Here is a 19,216-nt window from a genome sequence, read left to right as displayed (position 1 = left end):
TAGGGGCGTCTCGCTGGTTGGGCCGACTGCCAGCCGCCTGGGAGGATCTCCCGGGACCTTCACCGACGCAGCTGGAGGAGAGATGGCCGAGGCCCGCGAGCACACGCTTCCCGGGATCGTCGTACGGGAGTGGCCGCACCCCGCGCCCCGCTACCTGGCCCTCGTGGTGCACGGGTACGGGGAGCACATCGGGCGGTACGAGGAGCTCGCCGACGTCCTTGTCGCGCACGGCGCGGCCGTCTTCGGGCCCGATCACCGGGGGCACGGGAAATCGGCGGGCGAGCGGGTGCTGGTCGAGGACTTCGAGGACGTGGTCACCGAGGTGCACGCGGTGGCCGACCTGGCCCGGGCCGGCCGTCCCGGGGTGCCGCTGGTGCTGATCGGCCACTCCATGGGCGGTCTGATCGCCGCCCGCTTCGCCCAGCGGTACGGCGCCGAGCTCACCGCGCTCGTCCTGTCCGGGCCGGTCATCGGGGACTGGTATCTGCCCCGGCAGCTGCTCGCCCTCGACGAGATCCCGGACACACCCATCAGCACGGCCTCGCTGTCGCGCGACCCGGCGGTCGGGACGGCGTACGCGGCGGATCCGCTGGTGTGGCACGGGCCGATGAAGCGGCCTACGGTCGAGTCGTTCGTACGGACGCTGGAGACCGTCGCCGAGGGCGGGGACGTCGGCCCGCTCCCGGTGCTGTGGCTGCACGGCGACGACGACCGGCTGGTGCCCCTGTCGGGCAGCCGGGGCGGGGTGGAGCGGCTCAGCGGGGGCAGGCTGACCGAGCGGATCTACCCGGGCGCCCGGCACGAGGTGTTCAACGAGACGAACCGGGCGGAGGTGTTCGCCGACCTCACCCGCTTCCTGGAGGGCGTGTTCCACGGTTGATCGTCAGGGCGTTTGCACCGGTTCGCCCTGGGCACCCGCGCCCGCATGGAGTGGTTGCGGCACGCGGCCTGCCCGAGTGCCTGGGCGCTCCGCAGCGGACAGACCTCGGGTGTCCGGGGCGGTACCTGCGAGCGGGAACGCGCCGCGCTGCTCCGTACCGGCACGGACGATGCCCCAAGGAGGAGCACTGTATGACTGTGGTGAAGAGCACCCTTCCCGACGCCGCCCGCGAGGTGGCCGGAGAGGCGTTGCAGAGCACCCTCGTGGATCTGCTCGGGATCTCGCTCGTCGGCAAGCAGGCGCACTGGAACATCGTGGGCCCGCGCTTCCGGTCCATCCACCTCCAGCTGGACGAGGTCGTCGCGACGGCCCGCACGTACTCCGACACGGTGGCGGAGCGCGCCGCCGCGCTCGGGCTGCCGCCCGACGGCCGGCCCGAGACGGTCGCCGCCGCCTACGCGCTGCCCGGCGCGAAGGCGGGCTGGCTGCGGGACGACGAGGTAGTGCGGCTGATGGTCGAGACGCTGGAGTCGGCGATCGGCCGGCTGCGCGACCGCATCGACGCCACCGACAAGGCCGACCCGGTCACCCAGGACCTGCTCATCGGCATCACCGCCGAACTGGAGAAGCAGCGCTGGATGTTCGAGGCCGAGAACTGGCCCCGGGACTGACCGCACACGCACGAGGAAGGAGGCCGCCATGACGGACGCCCTCGAACTCGACGCGCTGTGGGAGGACTTCCACCGTGTCGTCAACATGACCTCGCAGGAGCTGGCCGCCTGGCTGCGCGTCAGCGACGCCTCCGAGGAGACGGAACCCGTGCCGGAGCACGCCGGCACCCCCACCGGACAGCATGTCCTGGCGATCCTGCAGAAGCGGCGCACGGACCTCACCGACGACGACATTGAAGTGATGTACGAGGTGGTGGACACCGTCACCGCGCAGGCGGACGTCGAGAACGAACCCGAGCCCGAGGAGACCCGGCGGCGGCACCAGCTGATGACGCTGGGGCACGATCCGCTCAGGCCGTAACGTCCTTGCGCGGCAGCCGGGTTGACGCGAAAGAGGTGGCCGAAGACCGACTGCGGCCCGCGCGGATGATCGTGAAACACTGCTCGCAGTCCTGCCGAGCGAGCAGAGGAGTCACACGTGCCCGGGACCGAGCCGGCCGCCCCGCTGATCGACACGACCAGGCCGCACCCGGCCCGGGTCTACGACTGGTATCTCGGCGGCAAGGACAACTACCCGGTCGACGAGGAACTCGGCCGCCGGATCGCCTCGTTGAACGGCGACGCGCCACGGGCCGCGCGGGCCAACCGGTGGTTCATGCACCGGGCCACGCGCCGGCTCGTGGGCTCCGCCGGCATCCGCCAGTTCCTCGACATCGGCACCGGCATCCCCACCGAGCCCAACCTGCACCAGATAGCCCAGCGGGTCGCCCCGGACGCCCGGGTCGTCTACGTCGACAACGACCCGATCGTCCTCGCCCACGCCGGCGCGCTGCTGCGCGGCACCGAGGAGGGCGTGACGGAGTACGTCCAGGCCGACGCCCGCGACCCGGAGCAGATCCTCGAACAGGCGGGCAGGATCCTCGACTTCGAGCGTCCGGTCGCCCTCTCGCTGATCGCGCTGATGCACTTCATCGCGGACGAGGACGGCGCCTACGACATCGTCGCCGCCCTGGTCGACGCGCTGGCGCCGGGCAGTTGTCTGGTGCTGTCGTGCATGACCGCCGACTTCGAACCGGAGCAGGTGCACGAGGGCATCGCCGCCTACCAGGCGTCGGGCGTCACCCTCGTCGCCCGCGACCGGGCCCAAGTGGGCCGCTTCTTCAAGGGACTCGACCTCGTCGAGCCCGGGATCGTGTCCGTACGGGACTGGCGCCCCGAGCTCGCGGAGGGCGAGTCGGACATCGGCCCCGGGCCGGTGTCGCTGTACGGCGCGGTCGGCATCAAGCCGTGAGGTGGCTCAGCGTCAGGCCGTGAGGCGGCTCAGCGCCGCCGACACCAGCGTCCGCACTCCGGGGGCCAGCACCGACAGGTCGGGGGCGAAGAACGGGCTGTGGTTGTCGGGCACGTTGCCGAACCGCTCCGCGTCCGTCTCCCCCGGGACCGTCTCCCACACCTCGTGCGGTGTCGAGGTCACGTACCAGTAGTCGTAGGGCACTCCCGGGGGCGCGAGCAGGGAGAAGTCCTCGCTGCCCATCTCCGGGCCGAAGTCGAACACCGCGTCGGCGCCGAACAGTTCGCGGTGCACGGCCGCGATCTCCCGGTCGAGGGCGGCGTCGTTGACGGTGTTCGGATACCCGGGGATCACGGTGATCTCCGGCGGCACCGGGCAGCCCGCCGCCAGGCACTCGCCCTCGACGATCCGCCGCACCGCGGTGAGGATCCGCTCCCGCACCCGGTCGTCCTGACTGCGCAGGTTCAGCGCGAGCCGCGCCTCGGCGGGGATGATGTTGCTCTTCGTCCCGGCGTGGAACTGCCCCACCGTCAGCACCGCCGAGTCCTTCGCGGCGACCTCCCGGGAGACCACGGTCTGGAGCCGGGTGACGATGTGCGCGGCGGTGACGACGGGGTCGACGGTGGACTCGGGGCGCGAGCCGTGGCCGCCGACGCCGGGTACGACGACCTCGACGCCGTCGGACGCGGACATGATCAGGCCGGGGGTGTGCGAGTAGCAGCCGGTGCGCCCGGGGACGACATGCTGGCCGAGGACCACGTCCGGGTACGGGAAACGCTCGTGCACCCCGTCCGCGGCCATCACGCCCGCTCCCCCGCCGGCCTCCTCGGCGGGCTGCCCGACCGCCACCAGCGTCCCCGACCAGGCGGCACGCCCGGCGGCGAGCGCCTCCGCGGCCCCCGCGAGCCAGGTGACGTGGCAGTCGTGCCCGCAGGCGTGCATCACGCCGTCGACCGTCGAGGCGTACGGCAGCCCGGTCGCCTCCTGCACCGGCAGCGCGTCCATGTCGCCGCGCAGCCACACCACGGGCCCGTCCCCGTTGGCCAGCACACCGACCACGCCGGTGCGGCCGACGCCTTCGGTCACCGTGAACCCGGCCGCGCGCAGCCGGGCCGCGAGCCGGGCGGCGGTGCGGTGTTCCTGGAAGGACAGCTCGGGGTGGCGGTGCAGGTCGCGGTAGAAGTCCTCCAGGTCGCCGGTCTTCAGCCCGGCGGTCAGATCCTCGGTGAGCCGGGCGACTGCGGCGGGGTCGGTCATCGCGCTCCCTCTCTCCTCGAAAGTGGGCCTCGTGAGCGGGTTCCCCGCCCCGGCGACTCCACCGCTTCACGGCGTGGAGTCGCCGGGGCGGGACCTCACCCCAGCAGCCAGCCCCCGTCCACGGCCAGCCCCACCCCGTTGACGGCCCGGTTGCGCAGCAGGAAGTCCACGGTGTCCACGACGTCGGCCATCGCCGCGAGCCGCCCCGTCGGGGTGCGCTCCCGCAGCCCCGCCAGCACCTCGTCCGGCTTGTCCCGCCAGTAGGGGCTGTCCCCGACCACCCCCGGGTGGACGGCGTTGACCCGGACGGGCGCGAGCTCCACGGCGAGCGTGTGCACAAGGCCGGTCACCCCCGCGTTGACGGTCGCCACGGTCGTCGCGCCCCGATAGGGCCGCTCCTTGGCCTGCCCGCCGAACAGCACGATCGCGCTGTCGGCGTGCAGGCCGGGCCGCAGGGCGTGCACGGCCTCGGTGTAGCCGACGAGCTTGAGCGTGACGAGGTGGACAGCGGCGTCGACGTCGTAGGCGGCCACCCGGTTGTCGTCGCGGGAGACCCCGGCCAGCACCAGATGGTCGACGCGTCCGACACCGGCCAGCGCGGCGCCGATCTCCCGGGGGCGGGAGAGGTCCAGGGCGAGGCCGCGGGCGCCGATCTCCTTGGCCGCGGTGTCGGTGCGGTGGGCGTCGCGGCCGGTGATCAGCACCTCGTCGCCGCGTCCCGCGCGCATCCGTGCGAACTCCCGGCCGATGCCGGAGGTCCCGCCGATCACCACGACCCGGTTCATCGCATGCCCCTCAGATAGTCCCAGTCCCGGGTGAAGCGGTAGGAGTGCCGGGACGGCGGCTGCGGGGCCTGCGTCTCCAGCCAACGCACCGGGCCCGCACCGGCGTTGGTGAACCCGTGCACACAACCGGCGCCCGCCCAGGCGAGATCGCCGGGTCCGAGGTGGTAGCGCGCGTCGTCGAAGGTCGCCTCCACCACCCCTTCGAGGATCAAGTACGTCTCCTCGAAGGGGTGGTCGTGGGTGCCCGCGACGCCGTCGACGGCGTACTGCACCATGAACATCGTCGAGGCGACCGCGCCCAGGTCGGCGTCGACCATCATCTTGACCGTGATCCCGCTGTAGACGAGCAGCGCGGTCCGCATGCTCGCCGACACGGCCAGCAGGTCCTGGGACTGTTTGCCGGGGTCCATCTGCGCGGGCTCGAAGTGGCCGAAGGAGCGGGTGCGGAGGTCACGGACGTCGATCCGGACAGGGTCCCGGACGGGCAGGTCGGGCACGGGCTGGGTGTCGTACCCGTAGCGGGCGCGCGGCACGGGGGCGAGCATGTCGGCCCAGCGTGCGCCGGTGTCCCCCGCGCCCCGCCAGGCGTGCGGGACACCGGTCGGCAGCAGGCCGTAGTCGCCCTCTTCGAGGAGGTACGACCCCTCGGGCAGATCGAGGATCACGGTCCCGTCGAGGAGGTGGAAGCTCTCCTCGTACGAGTGCACATGCGCGCCGACCCGGCCGCCCGGCCGCAGCTCGCAGACACCGAAGCCGGTGTGCACGCTCCCGTCCGTCTCACCGACCAACTCCCGCCGCCGGTAGCCGTGTTCGTCGACTTCCGGCGCGAGGACCTCGGCGGCGCGACGCACCAGGTGCGCGGTCACCGGGCCGCCTTCGCCGCCAGGAGCCGGTCACGGGACTCCTCCACCAGGCGCCGGGCGCGGGCCACGTCGGCCGTCAGCCTGCCGTCCCGCTTGCGGATCACGCCGTCGACGATGACGGTGTCCACGTTGGAGACGTCGGCGGACAGGGTGACGGCGGCGGCGGGGTCGTGCACGGGGGCGACGTTCAGCGCGGTGGCGTCGATCGCGACGACGTCGGCGCGCTTGCCGGGGGTCAGGGAGCCGGTGCGGTCCTCCAGGCCGGCCACATGGGCGCCGTTGCGGGTGGCGATCTCCAGCATCTGACGTGCCGTCAACATGGTGTCCGGCACCGGCATGTTGGCGTGCCAGCAGTCCGCGTTGAGCCGGGCGCGCTCGGCGCCGAAGGCCGCGCGGATCTGGGTGAACATGTCGCCGGGGACGGTGGTGACGACGTCGATGCTGAGCGAGGGGCGCAGTCCGTGTTCGATGGCCTTCATCACCGGTGGCCAGCCGTGTCCCATCTGCGTCTCGACCTGCGGCGCGATGGACACCGTACCGCCGCTGTCGGCGACCATCCGCCACTCGTCCTCGTGGAGGTAACAGCAGTGGATGTACGTGGTGTCGGGGCCGAGGAGGCCGAGGTCGTGGAGCTGCTTGACCATGCCGAAGCGGCCGGCGAGGCGGCCCATCGCCACGTGCACGGTGATCGGGATGTCCAGGTCGCGGGCGAGGGCCCATTCGGCGGTGACGACGTCGTTCACGCAGAACCCGGGGCCGCGGGTGGCGAGGGCCAGGGTCAGCAGGCCGGTGTCGGAGGCGAAGTACTCGGTGCGGATGCGGCGCACGTCGTCGCCCGGTATCGCGATCTTGCTCTCGAACCAGTAGTCCGCGAGGGAGGTGTTGGCGCTGCCGTACGCGTACTGCGCCCGGATGCCGGACTCGGTGAGGGCCTGGATCGCGGCGTCGGGGTGGGCGGGGGTGTTGTTGATGTGGGACCAGTCGACGAGCGTGGTGATGCCGGCGTTGAGGCACTCCAGGGCGCCCGCCAGGTTCGCCGCGTAGACGTCCTCCGGGGTGTAGAGCGGGGCGAAGGTGTCGAGGATGTCGACGAAGTAGTCGTCGAGGGTGGCGTCGGGGGCGACCCCGCGGATGGAGGCCTCCCAGGTGTGGCGGTGGGTGTCGACGAAGCCGGGGATCACGATCCGGCCCGTCATGTCGAGGACCTCGGCGTCCGCGTCGATCCGCGGCGCCACGGCCTCGATCCTCCCGTCCTCGATGAGGACGTCCCCCTGGGGAAGGTCCCCGATGTCGGGGTCCATCGAGATCACCTGACCTGCGCGCAGGAGTGTCCGAACGGTCATCGCCCTTCCTCCTTCGGGGTGTTCGGTACGCGGTGGGGCCCTTCGGCTGTTCTTCAGTACGCGGTGAGGTCGCGGACGGCTGCCACGACCTTGTCGACGGTCGGGATGACCCGCTCCTCCAGCGCGTCCGCGAAGGGCAGCGGCACACACTCCCCCGCCACGCGGCGCACGGGTGCGTCCAGCAGGCCGAAGCCCTCGTCGGCGACGACCGAGACGACGGTGGCGCCCCAGCCGCCCTGGTACGGGTTCTCCTCGACGGTGACCAGCCGCGACGTGCGGGCCAGCGAGGCGAGGACGGTGCGCATGTCCAGCGGCACCAGACAGCGCAGGTCGACGACCTCGGCCTCGATACCCTCCTCGGCGAGCAGCGCCGCGGCCCGCAACGCCAGCGGAACCATCGCGGCGAGGGCCACCAGGGTCACGTCGGCGCCCTCCCGCACGACGGCCGCGCGGCCCAGCTCGACCACATGGTCCGGCGGCGCGGGCGAACCCTTGGACGCCAGCAGGCCCTTGTGCTCGAAGAACACCACCGGGTCGTCGCTGCGGATCGCCGCCGCCATCATGCCGACCACGTCGGCGGGCGTGGCGGGCGCGGCGATCTTCAGCCCCGGGACGGTCAGCGCCCAGTTCTCGGTGGCCTGCGAGTGCTGGGCACCGAAGCCGAGCCCGCCGCCGTTGGCGGTGCGAACGACGAGGGGCACGGTGACCTGACCTCCCGTCATGTAACGCACCTTGGGTATCTCGTTGGCGAGGTAGTCCCAACAGCAGGCCAAAAAGTCCGAGAACATGATCTCCGCGACCGGCCGCATCCCGGTCATCGCGGCGCCCATCGCCGCGCCGACGATGGCCTGTTCGGAGATCGGCGTGTCCCACACCCGCTCCGGCCCGAACTCCTCGATCAGCCCGGCGGTGGTCTTGAACACGCCGCCCGCCGCCCCGATGTCCTCCCCGAGGCAGACCACGGCCGCGTCCCGCCGCATCTCCCGCGCGATGCCCTCGGCGACGGCCTCCCGATAGGTGATCACGTCCGCCATGCGGCACCTCCGTCCGCCCACACGTCGGTCAACGCGGCACCCGGCTCGGGCGCGGGAGCGTTCTTCGCCGCGTCCACCGCCTGCCGTACGGCCTCCTGTGCGCGCTCGTCGGCCGCGGTGACCGTCTCCGCGGGCACCCCCAGCTCGGTCAGCCGGCCCCGTGCGATGTCCAACGGGTCGTGCTTGAGCCAGCGTTCGACCTCCTCGGCCGGGCGGTAGGCGGCCGGGTCGGACCTGCTGTGCCCGAAGTGCCGGTAGGTGGCGGCCTCCAGCAGAGCGGGCCCCTCTCCTGCCCTCGCCCGCCCCGCGAGCCGGGCCACGGTGTCGCGTACCGCCACGACGTCGTTGCCGTCGACGCTCTCGCCGGGGATGCCGTACGCGGGCGCCCGGTCGGCCGCCGGGCGGGCCACCGCGGTGACGTCGGCGATCGGGGTGTATTCCATGTAGAGGTTGTTCTCGCAGACGAACAGCACGGGCAGCTTCCACACGGCGGCCAGGTTGAGCGCCTCGTGGAAGGCACCGATGTTGGTGGCGCCGTCCCCGAAGAAGGCGACGGCGATCTGACCGGTGCCGCGCAGCCGGGCCGACCACGCGGCACCGGCCGCCATCGGGAGGTGGGCGCCGACGATGGCGTAGGAGCCGAGCATGCCGGTGGCGGCCTTGGTGAGGTGCATGGAGCCGCCCTTGGCACCGCACAACCCCGTGGCCCTGCTCATGAGTTCGGCGAGGCACTCCTCCGGGCCGGCGCCGCGGGCCATCGCGTGGTGGTGGCCGCGGTAGGTGGCGAAGACGTAGTCGTCCGGGCGCAGCGCGGCGCTCGCGCCGACGGCGATCGCCTCGTGGCCGGCGGCGAGGTGGGTCGTGCCCTTGACGAGGCCTTGGAGGAACAGGTCGTGGGCGGCCTTCTCGGTGCGGCGGATGACGGCCATCTGCTCGTACATCGCGAGGAGTTCAGCGGTGTCCATCGCCGGTACCTGTGGTGTTGAGATGGGACTGCGACTCCCGTCGCGTGTTCAGTTCGCCGCCGACCGTCCAGTACTTGCGGCCCGCGACGAGGAGTTCCTCGGCCGGGAACTTGGTGATGACCTCGCAGCCGTCCGCGGTGACGACCAGCTCCTCCTCGATGCGGGCCGCGGACCAGCCGTCGGCGGCGGGCCAGTAGGTCTCCAGGGCGAACACCATGCCCTCTTCGAGGACTTCGGGGTGGTCGAGGGAGACCAGGCGGCTGAAGATGGGCTTCTCCCAGATCGACAGGCCCACCCCGTGGCCGTACTGGAGGGCGAACGCGGCGGTCTCGTCGGCGAAGCCGAACTCCTCGGCGCGCGGCCAGACTTGGACGATGTCGGCGGTGGTGGCACCTGGGCGGACGAGGGCGATGGCCTGGTCCATGTACTCCCGGCAGCGGACGTAGGCGTCCCGTTGGGCGCGGGAGGCGCTGCCGACCGCGAAGGTGCGGTAGTAGCAGGTGCGGTAGCCGAGGTGGCTGTGCAGGATGTCGAAGAAGGCGGGGTCGCCGGGGCGGATCAGGCGGTCGCTGTAGACGTGCGGGTGGGGTGAACAGCGTTCGCCGGAGATGGCGTTGACGCCTTCGACGTACTCGCTGCCGAGGTCGTACAGGACCTTGCTCACCAGGCCGACACACTCGTTCTCCCGCACTCCGGGGCGCAGATACCCGTACAGCTCCTCGTAGGCCGCGTCGACCATCGCGCAGGCCTGGGTGAGCAGGGCTATCTCGTCCTGGGTCTTGGTGCGGCGGGCCTCCAGGAAGACCTGCTGGCCGTCGACGACGTCGATGCCCTCGGCGCGCAGCGCGGCCAGGATCGGCATCTCGGCGACGTCGATGCCCAACGGCTCGCCCGCCAGGCCGTGTTCACGCAACTCGGCGGCGATCTTCCGGGCCACGTCCGCGGCGATGCCCGCGTCCGGGTGGAAGGCGCCGCGCAGGGTGGAGATGCCGGCGCGGGCGCCGGTGGGCGGGCCCTCCTTGCCGTCGCTGTAGTCCAGCCACGGGTTGTACAGCTGGTGGTGGCGGGCGGCGGAGCCGAAGTCCCAGACGACCGGGTCGCCGCCGCGCACCAGCAGGGCGAAGCGGATCAGCTTGTCCATCGCCCAGGTGCCGATGTGTGTGGCGGTCATGTAGCGGATGTTGGCGAAGTCGAAGCTGAGCAGCGCGCCGAGCGAGGAGCGGTTCAGGGCCTCGTGGAGCCGGGCCGGCCGCTGTCGGCGCAGCCGGTCGAGGTCGATGCGCTGTTCCCAGTCGACGGCGTTGGGTCCGAATGTGCGGATCGCCATGGCGACCACCCCCATTGCGGAGTGAACGACCGCGCGGGGAGGGTGTCAAGTGTCACTGAACACAAACCATACCCCGGTGGCTGGTTCCTCTCCATCGTTGCAGTAGCGGTGCGGGGTCGTCGACTCGAAGCAGACCGCACCGCCGGGACGCAGTGTGTGCGTTTCGAAACCGAGGGTGAGGGTGAGTTCGCCGGAGATCAGATAGCCGTACTCAGTGCCCGCGTGGCGCATCAGGCCGCCCGAGGTGGAGGAGGAGCCACCGGGCCGGTAGGTGACGAGCAGGAAGTCCACGTCCGTGCCCGGGACATGCCCGAGCCGCTCCCACACGACACCGGAGTCCAGCTCCAGCACCTCGCGCTCACCGGGCGTGATCAGTGGTCCGATGCGCCGCGCAGGGTCGGCCGCGAAGGCGGCGAGGGCGTGCGCCACCAAGGCACTGCCGGTCGCGGCGACCGTCTCCCGCTGCTCGAAGAGAGCCTCCACGGAGATGTTCAGGACCGTGGTGATCGCGTACAGCGTGCTCACCGACGGCTGACTCTTGCCGGTCTCGATCTGGGAGACCAGGCTCGCGGAGACGCCGACCTCGCGGGCCAGGCCGCGCAGACTCACGCCGCGCTCCTGGCGCGCCTGGCGGATGCGGGCACCGACGGGCGGCACGTCGGCTGGGGACACGGGCGGCACCTCTCGTGGACGGTCGTGTGCAGTTTCATTGAACAGCCGCGGCTCACTTGCCGTCCAGCAACCGCTCCAGCCGGTCGAAGCGTTCGTGCAGCGCGCGCACCGCCTCCTCGCCCAACTCGTGGGCGCCGTACGCCAGATGGTGCCGACGCTTCTGCTCCCGTCCGACGAACCAGGTGGCCAGCGCGGCGGTGACCATGCCGTACGTGGTGATCCCGACGACCATCACGACCGCGCCGACGACCCGGCCCCACGGGGTCACGGGGAAGAAGTCGCCGTACCCGACGGTCGTCGCGGTCTCGATCGACCACCACAGGGCCTTCGGGTACGACGTCAGATTCGCGCCCCGCGCTCCCTCTTCGGCTCCGATCACGGCCCATGACCCGGCGAGCATCACCACGACCAGGACGGCCGTCGCCGCGCCCGCCGCCTTCAGATGCAGGGACCGCCCCTCCCGGCCGAGCAACACCGCGACCGCCCTGGTGAGAAATCCGGGCAGCATGACGACTCCTTGGGACGCGGACGGGCCATGGGCCCAGTGTCGGCGCCGCCCGCGGGGCGGGCATGCCGGGCGGGGCGTTCGAGTTGCCGCGCGGCCACGGCCGATGTGGGCTGTGAGGGCCGCTTGGACAACGCCGGAGGACCCGTGACGCCCCAGCCCCGATCCGTGCCGGAGACGTTCGCGTTCGCCTGCGGAGACTGCGGGCACGACTGGGAGGCCACGTTCCAGGTCATGTTCTTCACGGACCCGCTGGACCCCTCGGGCCTGACCACCCAGGAGTACGTCGACGAGGCGGGCCGGGCCGTCAGATCGCCGCTCGCCGAGGCGGTCTGCCCGCGGTGCGGCAGCCGGAAGGTGCACGTCCTGGAGGCGGGCCTCGCCGAGCGGGCCCGGAAGGCGGAACAGGAACGCGCCGCGCACCCGCCACGCCACCGCCCCCATTTCCCCCACCGCTCGCCCGAACGGCCGGACTGAGCCGCGGGCGGCCACGCTCACCCTCTCCTCTGCCGGATTCCCGGGACATCGTGATCATCGGGCGGCACAATGGCACCGGCGGTCGGCGGTGCCTCGATCGCGGGATCGCGGGATCACAGGGGCGAGGAGAGGACGGACGACGTGAGTGACACCCCCTCCAGCGGGACGTCGAGGCTCAACACCGCCGTCGCGCACAACGCGCGCGTGTGGAACTACTGGATCGGCGGCAAGGACAACTACGAGGTCGACCAGCAGGTCGGCGAGCACGTCGCCACGATGTTCCCGATCATCCGGGACATCGCCCGCGCCGACCGCGAGTTCCTCGGCCGCGCGGTGACCCATCTGGCCGGCGACCGCGGGGTGCGGCAGTTCCTGGACATCGGCACCGGTCTGCCCTCCGTCGACAACACCCACGAGATCGCCCAGCGCATCGCGCCGGACGCGCGGATCGTCTACGTCGACAACGACCCGATCGTCCTCGCCCACGCCCGCACCCTGCTGACCAGCACCCCCGAGGGCGTCACCGACTACATCGACGCCGACGTCCACGACCCGGCCGCGATCCTCGAACGGGCCGGAGGCACCCTGGACTTCAGCCGTCCCGTCGCCGTGATGATGCTGGGCATCCTCAACTTCGTCCTCGACTACGACAAGGCCCGGGACATCGTCCGCCAGGTCCTGGCGGCGGTCCCGTCCGGCAGCTGTCTCGTGCTGACCCACCCCACCTTCGACCACGAGCTCGGTGGCGCGGGCCAGATCCCGGCGATGAAGTTCTGGAACGAGAACGCCACCCCGCCGATCACGGCCCGCAGCGGCACGGACATCGCCGCGTTCTTCGAGGGCCTCGACTTCCTCGACCCGGGCCTGGTGTCGTGCTCGCAGTGGCGGGCCGACGTGAACTCGCCTGTCGTGGTGCCGCAGTTCGGCGCGGTGGCCGTGAAACCCTGACACGGGACCCGTACCGGCAGACCCGTCGTGGAGGACGTATGACCACCCTTGCCGACCCCGTACCCGGCGGACGTCCCGGTGACGTCGAGCGCGCCACCGCGCTGAGCGGCGAGCTGTCCGGGAGAGGCGTGCACGGGGTGGTGCTGGCGTACGTCGACACCGCGGGCGTCGGCCGGGTGAAGACGGTGCCCACGGCGAAGCTCGCCTCGGCGGCGGCCTGGGGCGTCGGCATGTCCCCGGTGTTCGACACCTTCCTCGCCAACGACTCCATCGTGACGACCGACGTCCTGGGCTCGCCCGACGGCGACCTGCGGCTCTACCCCGACCTCGACCAGCTGGTGGTCCTCGCCGGGCAGCCCGGCTGGGCGTGGGCGCCGGTCGACCGGATCACCCAGGAGGGCGAGCGGCACCCCGGCTGCACCCGCACGCTGCTGCGCCGGCTCGTCGCGGACGCCGAGCTGCGGCACGGTCTGGCCTTCAAGGCGGCCGTCGAGGTCGAGTGGGCGGTGGGCCAAGGCCCGGCGGCCCAGGGCGACTTCACGCCCGCGCTGTCGGGTCCGGCCTACGGAGCCGTCCGCCAGGTCGAGCTGAGTGAGTACACGGCCGACCTGCTGGCGGCGTTCGCGGCGCAGGGCGTCGAGGTCGACCAGCTCCATCCCGAGTACGCGGCAGGGCAGTTCGAGGTGTCGGTCGGCGCCCTGGACCCGGTGGCGGCGGCCGACCGGAGCGTGCTCGTACGCCAGACGATCCGGGCGGTCGCCCAACGACACGGTCTGGTCGTGTCGTTCGCCCCGGCCGTCTTCGCCGAGGGTGTCGGCAACGGCGGCCACCTCCATCTCTCCGCCTGGCGCGAGGGCGCCAACCTGCATACGGGCGGCGGGGGTCAGTACGGCATGACGGCCGACGCGGAGGCGTTCGCGGCCGGTGTCCTGTCCCACCTCCCCGCGCTCACGGCCGTCACCGCCCCGAGCCCGGCGAGCTACCTGCGCCTCAAACCCTCCCAGTGGGCGGGGGTGTTCACCGCGTGGGGCCGCGAGACCCGCGAGGCCGCGGTCCGTGTCGTCACCGGCACGCTGGGCCTGCGCGACCAGGCCGCCAACCTGGAGGTCAAGCCGGTCGACCTGGCGGCGAACCCGTATCTGGCCCTCGGCTCCGTCATCGCGGCGGGCCTCGACGGCATCGCCTCGGCCGCCGTGCTCCCCGAGGAGATCACCGGCGACCCGGCCCTGCTCGACGCCGACCGGGCGGCGGCCCAGGGGGTACGCCGGCTGCCGACCTCGCTCGCCGAGGCGGTCGCCGAGTTCCGCAAGGACGAGTGTCTGCGGGGCGCCCTCGGCCCGGTCCTCGCCGACGCGGTGATCGCCGTAAGGGAAGGCGAGGCCGCGTCCGTGGCCGGCCTTGACGACGCCGGGATCGCGGCGGCGTACCGCTGGAAGTACTGACATGACCGCGGTCCACGAGGCGCTCGCGCGCCTGAGCCTGGTCGACCACCACTGCCACGGCGTGGTCACCGAGGACCTCGACCGGGACGGCTTCGAGGCCCTCCTCACCGAGGGCGGCCGCTGGCCGGGCAGCGGCATCTCCCCCTTCGACACCCCGGTCGGCGTCTCGGTCCGCCGCCACTGCGCGCCCCTGCTGGACCTGGACCGGCACGCCCCGCCGGAGGAGTATCTGGCGCGCCGGGCGGAACTGGGCGCGCGGGAGGTGAACCGGCGCTTCCTGGCCTCCGCGGGCACCGGCAGCTACTTCCTGGACACCGGCTTCGGCCCGACCGAGCTGGCCGCGGACGACGTGTACGAGGTCGTACGGCTGGAGAGCGTGGAGGAAGCGCTGGTGGCGAAGGGCGTCGAGCCCGACGACTACGCCGACGCCTTCCGCACGGCCGCTCTCCGGGCCGTCCGGCGCCCGCGGGTGGTGGCGGTGAAGTCGGTGGCGGCCTACCGCACGGGCTTCGACCTGGACCCGGCCCGGCCGTCGGCCGCGGAGGTGGAGCGTGCGGCCCGGGAGCGCCTGGCGGCGGGCGGGCGGCTGACAGACCCGGTCCTGGTACGGCACCTCCTGTGGACGGCCGTCGACCTCGGCCTCCCCCTCCAGCTCCACACGGGCTTCGGCGACAACGACATCCGCCTGCACCAAGTCGACCCCGCCCACCTCACGGACTGGCTGCACCTGACCGCCGGTACCATCCCCGTCCTGCTGCTGCACTGCTGGCCGTACCAGCGGCAGGCCGGCTATCTGGCCGCGGTCTTCGAGCAGGTGTACCTGGACGTCGGCCTCACCCTGCACCATGTGGGCCCGGCGCGGGCCCGGGCCGTCCTGGAGGAGGCACTGGAGATCACACCGTTCCGCAAACTGCTGTACAGCTCCGACGCCTACGGTCTCGCCGAGTTCTACCGGCTCGGCGCGCTGGCGTTCCGCCGGGGACTGGGCGAACTGCTCCAGGACCGGGTGGACGCCGACGAGCTGAGCCGCCCCGACGCGCTGCGGCTCGCGGAGTGGGCGGGAGCACACAATGCGCGTCGGCTCTACCGCCTTTCCGGCCCCTCCTGAAAGTATGATCAAGCAATGTCTGACATGACCGAAACCACGCCCGGCTGGCTGACGACCGACGACCTCGAGCAGGCGCGTGCCCGGATGCCGATCCTGTACGTCGAGGCGGTGCCCGTGCGCGTCGACGACAGCGGCGAAGTCACCAGCGTCGGCCTGCTGCTGCGCATCGGCCCCGACGGAACGGTCAGCCGGACGCTGGTCTCCGGCCGCGTGCTGCACCACGAGCGCGTCCGCGACGCCCTCATGCGCAACCTGGAGAAGGACCTCGGCCCGGTGGCGCTGCCCCGCATCCCGACCGCCCCGCAGCCCTTCACGGTCGCCGAGTACTTCCCGACGCAGGGCATCACGCCGTACCACGACCCCCGTCAGCACGCGGTGTCGCTGGCCTACGTCGTCCCGGTGACGGGCGACTGCCGCCCCCGGCAGGACGCTCTCGACCTGGTCTGGTTCAGCCCCCAGGAAGCGCTGTCGGAGGCGGTGCAGAGCGAGATGCCGGGCGGGCACGGGGTGCTGCTGAAGCAGGCGCTGGCGCATGTGGGGTGCGTGATCTGACCGCGTCGGCAGACGCTTGACGCTCGCGGACAATGAGGGGACAGTTGGGCATATACGTCGTAAACATACGGCGTCTGGAGCGAAGGATCCGGGCCCATGAGCCCACCCTCGACCGTGCTCGTGACCGGCGGAGCCGGTTTCATCGGCAGTCACGCCTGCGTCGTCCTGCTCGACCACGGCTACGAGGTGATCGTGGTCGACGACTACTCCAACAGCACCCCGCAGGTCCTGACCCGCGTGGAGCGGATCGCCGGCCGGTTCGTGGGCGCCGTCTACCAACTGGACGTCCGTGACCGTCGCGCTCTGTCGGCCGTGTTCGACCGGCATGCGGTGGACGCCGTCATGCACTTCGCCGCGTACAAGGCCGTGGGCACCTCCACGCGCATGCCCGTCGAGTACTACGACGCCAACGTCGGCGGCACCACGGCCCTGCTCATGACCATGCACGAGCACGGGGTGTACCAGCTCGTGTTCTCGTCGTCCTGCGCGATCTACGGCGAGGCGGGGCCCGGCCCTCTGCCCGAGACCACCCCGGCCCGGCCCACCAACCCATACGCGGCCTCCAAGTGGCTCTGCGAGCAGATCCTCGCCGACGTCTGCCGACGGTGCCCCGAGTACACCGTGCTGAACCTGCGGCACTGCAACCCGGCCGGCGCCCACCCCAGCGGGCTGCTCGGCGAGGATCCCCGCGGCACTCCCGAGAACCTGATGCGGTGCGTGGCCCAAGTCGCCGACGGCCGACAGCACCGCCTTCGGGTGTACGGGAACGACTATCCGACGCCCGACGGAACCGCGATCCGTGACTATCTCCACGTCATGGACACCGTCGAGGCCCATCGCGTCGCCCTCGACCATCTCGCCGACGGGCCGGGCATGCATGTGTACAACCTGGGTGTCGGCCGGGGCAGTTCGGTCCTGGACGTCGTCGCCGCGTTCTCCGCCGTGTCCGGCAGGCCTGTCCCCTACGAGCTCGCACCCCGCCGCCCGGGCGACGTGGCCGCGCTGGTCGCCGACACGAGTGCCGTGGCACGCGACTGGGGCTGGCGACCCACCCGGGGCCTCACCGACAGCTGCCGGGACACCTGGCGCTTCCAGCAGCTCAACCCGAACGGGTACGCCGGGTCGGCGCGGCGGCCGGGCTCGAAGAGGTGACCCGGGCGGGCCGCCCCGCGAGGGCGAACGCCGTCTCCACGAGAGCGATGTGACTGAACGCCTGCGGCGCGTTGCCCAGTTGGCGGCCCACGTCCGGGTCCCACTGCTCGGAGAGCAGACCGACGTCGTTGCGGATCGCGAGCACACGCTCGAAGGCCTCGCGCGCCTCTTCCGGACGACTGGTCGCGGCGAGGGCGTCGGCGTACCACAGGGAACACGACACGAACGCGCCCTCGCTGCCCGGCATGCCGTCCACCTCGTGCACACCGGGCCCGGACTGCGCGTACCGCCGTACGAACCCGCCGTGCCGCAGCCGCTGCATGGCCCGCACGGTCCCGAGCACGCGCTCGTCCCTGGCCGGCAGGAAGCCGAGCCGGGGAATCAGCAGAGCGGAGGCGTCGAGGGCCGAGGAGCCGTAGGACTGGACGAAGGACCCCAGGGCCGGGTTCCAGCCCTCCTGGCAGACCTGCCGGTGCATCTCGTCCCGCATGGCCCGCCAATCGGCCGAGGCACCGTTCCTGCCGAGCAGCTGCCCCATCCGCAGCGCGCGGTCGGCGGCCACCCACACCATGACCTTGGAGTGCGTGAACTGCCGGGCCGGCCCGCGGACCTGCCACAGCCCTTGGTCGGGTTCGCGCCAGTGCCGCTGGAGGTGCGCCATGAGCGCCTCCACCAGATCCCAGAGGTGGGCCGGCAGCGGGATGCCGGCGCGCAGCGAGAGGTACAGCGTGTCCAGGACCTCGCCGTACACGTCCAGTTGGAACTGTTGCACGGCCGCGGTGCCGAAGCGGACCGGCCGGGAGCCCTCGTATCCGGGCAGCCAGGGCGCCTCGGTCTCGGGCAGCAGACGCTGGCCGCCGACGCCGTACACGGTCTGGAGATCGGCCGGGTCTCCGGCGAGGGCCCGCACCAGCCAGTCCAGCCAGGCCGTCGCCTCCTCCCGGTAGCCACTGCGCAGCAGACAGGACAGGGTCAGGGTGGAGTCACGCAACCAGCAGTAGCGGTGGTCCCAGTTGCGTTCGCCGCCGAGTCGCCCGGGCAGCGAGGTCGTGGGAGCCGCGACGATGCCGCCGGTGGGAGCGTAGGTGAGGGCCTTGAGGGTGATCAGCGAGCGCAGCACCGCCTCGCGGTACGGGCCCTCGTAGCGGCACCGGGCGCTCCAGCGGCGCCAGAAGTCGCACGTCTCCTTCAGGACCGTCTCGGCGGGCACGAACAGCGGCGCGGGCGGTTCCGGCAGGTGTGAGGGGGCCCAGACCAGAGTGAACGCCAGCCGTCGTCCGGCCGAGACGGTGAACTCGTGCACCGTACGGTCCTCACGCGCGGACTCCCGCACCCGGCCGTCGGTGTGCAGCCAGACGGCGTCCGGTCCGGCGACCGCCACCGCGCACTGGTCGACGGCCCGGATCCAGGGTGTGACCCGCCCCTGGTGGAAACGCAGCCGCAGCTCGCTGCGCAACCGCACGGTGCCCGTAAGTCCCTCCACCACCCGCACCAGACACGGCAGTTGATCCCGGGGCGGCATGAAGTCCGTGACCCGGACGGCGCCGGTGGGGGTGTCCCAGCGCGAGTCGAGGACCAGGGTGTCCCGCCGGTATACCCGGTGCGCGCAGGTGCCGCCGCCGACGGGGGCCACCCGCCAGTGGCCGTTGTCCCGCGTCCCCAGCAGGGCGGCCAGACAGGCGGGCGAGTCGAAGCGGGGCAGGCACAGCCAGTCGACGGAACCGTCCCTGCCGATCATGGCGGCGGTCTCCAGGTCGCTGAGGAGGGCGTAGTCCTCAATGGGTGCATTCATGGTCGGGTCCGCTCGCGGTCATGCCGCTCTCCATCCCGGTGCCCTTCATCCGCCACCCTTTCAAAAAGGCGTATATTTACGGTGTATACGTACATATTGCGCCTCAGTCGCGACGCGGGTCAAGCCGCCCTCGCACCTCTTGACGAGATACC

General features: G+C 72.0%; 20 protein-coding genes. 10 read left to right on the top strand and 10 right to left on the bottom strand.

The features are described 5' to 3' along the window. The first annotated feature begins 82 nt into the window (after positions 1–82). The 4 genes from CRP56_RS36055 to CRP56_RS36035 all read left to right on the top strand — a co-directional run bounded on the left by CRP56_RS36055 (position 83) and on the right by CRP56_RS36035 (position 2,842). The gene (locus CRP56_RS36055; protein ID WP_097271244.1) at positions 83–880 is read left to right on the top strand and encodes an alpha/beta hydrolase; all 798 of its coding nucleotides are present in this window, start codon (positions 83–85) and stop codon (positions 878–880) included. Positions 881–1,071: 191 nt separating this feature from the next. Beyond that, entirely contained in the window at positions 1,072–1,551 is a 480-nt protein-coding gene (locus CRP56_RS36045) for a Dps family protein (protein ID WP_097271240.1), read from the top strand. A 28-nt stretch (positions 1,552–1,579) separates the two neighbouring features. Beyond that, positions 1,580–1,912, top strand: a complete 333-nt coding sequence (locus CRP56_RS36040) for a DUF3140 domain-containing protein (protein ID WP_097271238.1) — start codon at positions 1,580–1,582, stop codon at positions 1,910–1,912. Between the two features lie 117 nt (positions 1,913–2,029). Further along, complete coding sequence (locus CRP56_RS36035) at positions 2,030–2,842, top strand: SAM-dependent methyltransferase (RefSeq protein ID WP_097271236.1); 813 nt, start codon at positions 2,030–2,032, stop codon at positions 2,840–2,842. 12 nt (positions 2,843–2,854) lie between these two features. Here the strand turns inward: CRP56_RS36035 and CRP56_RS36030 are convergent, their stop codons facing one another. The 9 genes from CRP56_RS36030 to CRP56_RS35990 form a co-directional block, all read right to left on the bottom strand. Continuing rightward, positions 2,855–4,099: an amidohydrolase gene (locus CRP56_RS36030; RefSeq protein ID WP_097271234.1), complete on the bottom strand. Its 1,245-nt coding sequence runs from the start codon at positions 4,097–4,099 to the stop codon at positions 2,855–2,857. A gap of 95 nt (positions 4,100–4,194) precedes the next feature. After that, a complete protein-coding gene (locus CRP56_RS36025; protein WP_097271233.1) occupies positions 4,195–4,884 on the bottom strand; it encodes an SDR family oxidoreductase in 690 nt (229 codons plus the stop codon). Further along, positions 4,881–5,750, bottom strand: a complete 870-nt coding sequence (locus CRP56_RS36020; protein ID WP_097271231.1) for a cupin domain-containing protein — start codon at positions 5,748–5,750, stop codon at positions 4,881–4,883. The genes CRP56_RS36025 and CRP56_RS36020 overlap by 4 nt, the downstream gene beginning before the upstream one ends. Beyond that, a complete protein-coding gene (locus CRP56_RS36015) occupies positions 5,747–7,090 on the bottom strand; it encodes an amidohydrolase family protein (protein WP_097271230.1) in 1,344 nt (447 codons plus the stop codon). Before CRP56_RS36015 ends, CRP56_RS36020 begins: the two co-directional genes overlap by 4 nt. Positions 7,091–7,143: 53 nt before the next feature. Beyond that, positions 7,144–8,124, bottom strand: a complete 981-nt coding sequence (locus CRP56_RS36010; RefSeq protein WP_097271229.1) for an alpha-ketoacid dehydrogenase subunit beta — start codon at positions 8,122–8,124, stop codon at positions 7,144–7,146. Beyond that, positions 8,112–9,089, bottom strand: a complete 978-nt coding sequence (locus CRP56_RS36005; RefSeq protein WP_097271228.1) for a thiamine pyrophosphate-dependent dehydrogenase E1 component subunit alpha — start codon at positions 9,087–9,089, stop codon at positions 8,112–8,114. The genes CRP56_RS36010 and CRP56_RS36005 overlap by 13 nt, the downstream gene beginning before the upstream one ends. Next, positions 9,076–10,416 carry a M24 family metallopeptidase gene (locus CRP56_RS36000; RefSeq protein WP_097274781.1) on the bottom strand — a complete coding sequence of 447 codons (1,341 nt, stop codon included), beginning with the start codon at positions 10,414–10,416 and terminating at the stop codon, positions 9,076–9,078. The genes CRP56_RS36005 and CRP56_RS36000 overlap by 14 nt, the downstream gene beginning before the upstream one ends. 45 nt (positions 10,417–10,461) lie before the next feature. Then, on the bottom strand, positions 10,462–11,088 hold the full coding sequence (locus CRP56_RS35995; protein WP_097271227.1) for a helix-turn-helix domain-containing protein: 627 nt from the start codon (positions 11,086–11,088) through the stop codon (positions 10,462–10,464). A gap of 52 nt (positions 11,089–11,140) precedes the next feature. Further along, entirely contained in the window at positions 11,141–11,596 is a 456-nt protein-coding gene (locus CRP56_RS35990; RefSeq protein ID WP_097271226.1) for a potassium channel family protein, read from the bottom strand. Positions 11,597–11,740: 144 nt separating this feature from the next. On the opposite strand from CRP56_RS35990, the gene CRP56_RS35985 reads away from it, so the two are divergent. The 6 genes from CRP56_RS35985 (at position 11,741) to galE (ending at position 17,272) form a co-directional block, all read left to right on the top strand. After that, positions 11,741–12,070 (top strand): hypothetical protein, encoded by a 330-nt coding sequence (locus tag CRP56_RS35985; RefSeq protein ID WP_097271224.1) that lies wholly within the window; start codon positions 11,741–11,743, stop codon positions 12,068–12,070. A 141-nt stretch (positions 12,071–12,211) separates the two neighbouring features. Continuing rightward, on the top strand, positions 12,212–13,018 hold the full coding sequence (locus tag CRP56_RS35980; protein WP_257041457.1) for an SAM-dependent methyltransferase: 807 nt from the start codon (positions 12,212–12,214) through the stop codon (positions 13,016–13,018). A 38-nt stretch (positions 13,019–13,056) separates the two neighbouring features. Beyond that, on the top strand, positions 13,057–14,460 hold the full coding sequence (locus tag CRP56_RS35975) for a glutamine synthetase family protein (RefSeq protein ID WP_097271221.1): 1,404 nt from the start codon (positions 13,057–13,059) through the stop codon (positions 14,458–14,460). A gap of 1 nt (position 14,461) precedes the next feature. Beyond that, positions 14,462–15,568: an amidohydrolase family protein gene (locus CRP56_RS35970; RefSeq protein ID WP_097271219.1), complete on the top strand. Its 1,107-nt coding sequence runs from the start codon at positions 14,462–14,464 to the stop codon at positions 15,566–15,568. A gap of 24 nt (positions 15,569–15,592) precedes the next feature. Continuing rightward, positions 15,593–16,120, top strand: a complete 528-nt coding sequence (locus CRP56_RS35965) for an NUDIX hydrolase family protein (protein WP_079307412.1) — start codon at positions 15,593–15,595, stop codon at positions 16,118–16,120. Between the two features lie 96 nt (positions 16,121–16,216). Next, positions 16,217–17,272, top strand: coding sequence for a UDP-glucose 4-epimerase GalE (galE, locus tag CRP56_RS35960; RefSeq protein ID WP_179851205.1), 1,056 nt, complete (start codon positions 16,217–16,219; stop codon positions 17,270–17,272). Here galE and CRP56_RS35955 read toward each other — a convergent pair. Next, positions 17,220–19,064: a glycoside hydrolase family 15 protein gene (locus CRP56_RS35955; RefSeq protein ID WP_097271215.1), complete on the bottom strand. Its 1,845-nt coding sequence runs from the start codon at positions 19,062–19,064 to the stop codon at positions 17,220–17,222. The two genes, galE and CRP56_RS35955, sit on opposite strands and share 53 nt — an antisense overlap. Between the last annotated feature and the right edge of the window lie 152 nt (positions 19,065–19,216).

Source organism: Streptomyces sp. TLI_55, from assembly GCF_900206255.1.
GTDB classification, from domain to species: domain Bacteria; phylum Actinomycetota; class Actinomycetes; order Streptomycetales; family Streptomycetaceae; genus Streptomyces; species Streptomyces aquilus.
This window is presented reverse-complemented; position numbering and strand designations above follow the sequence as displayed.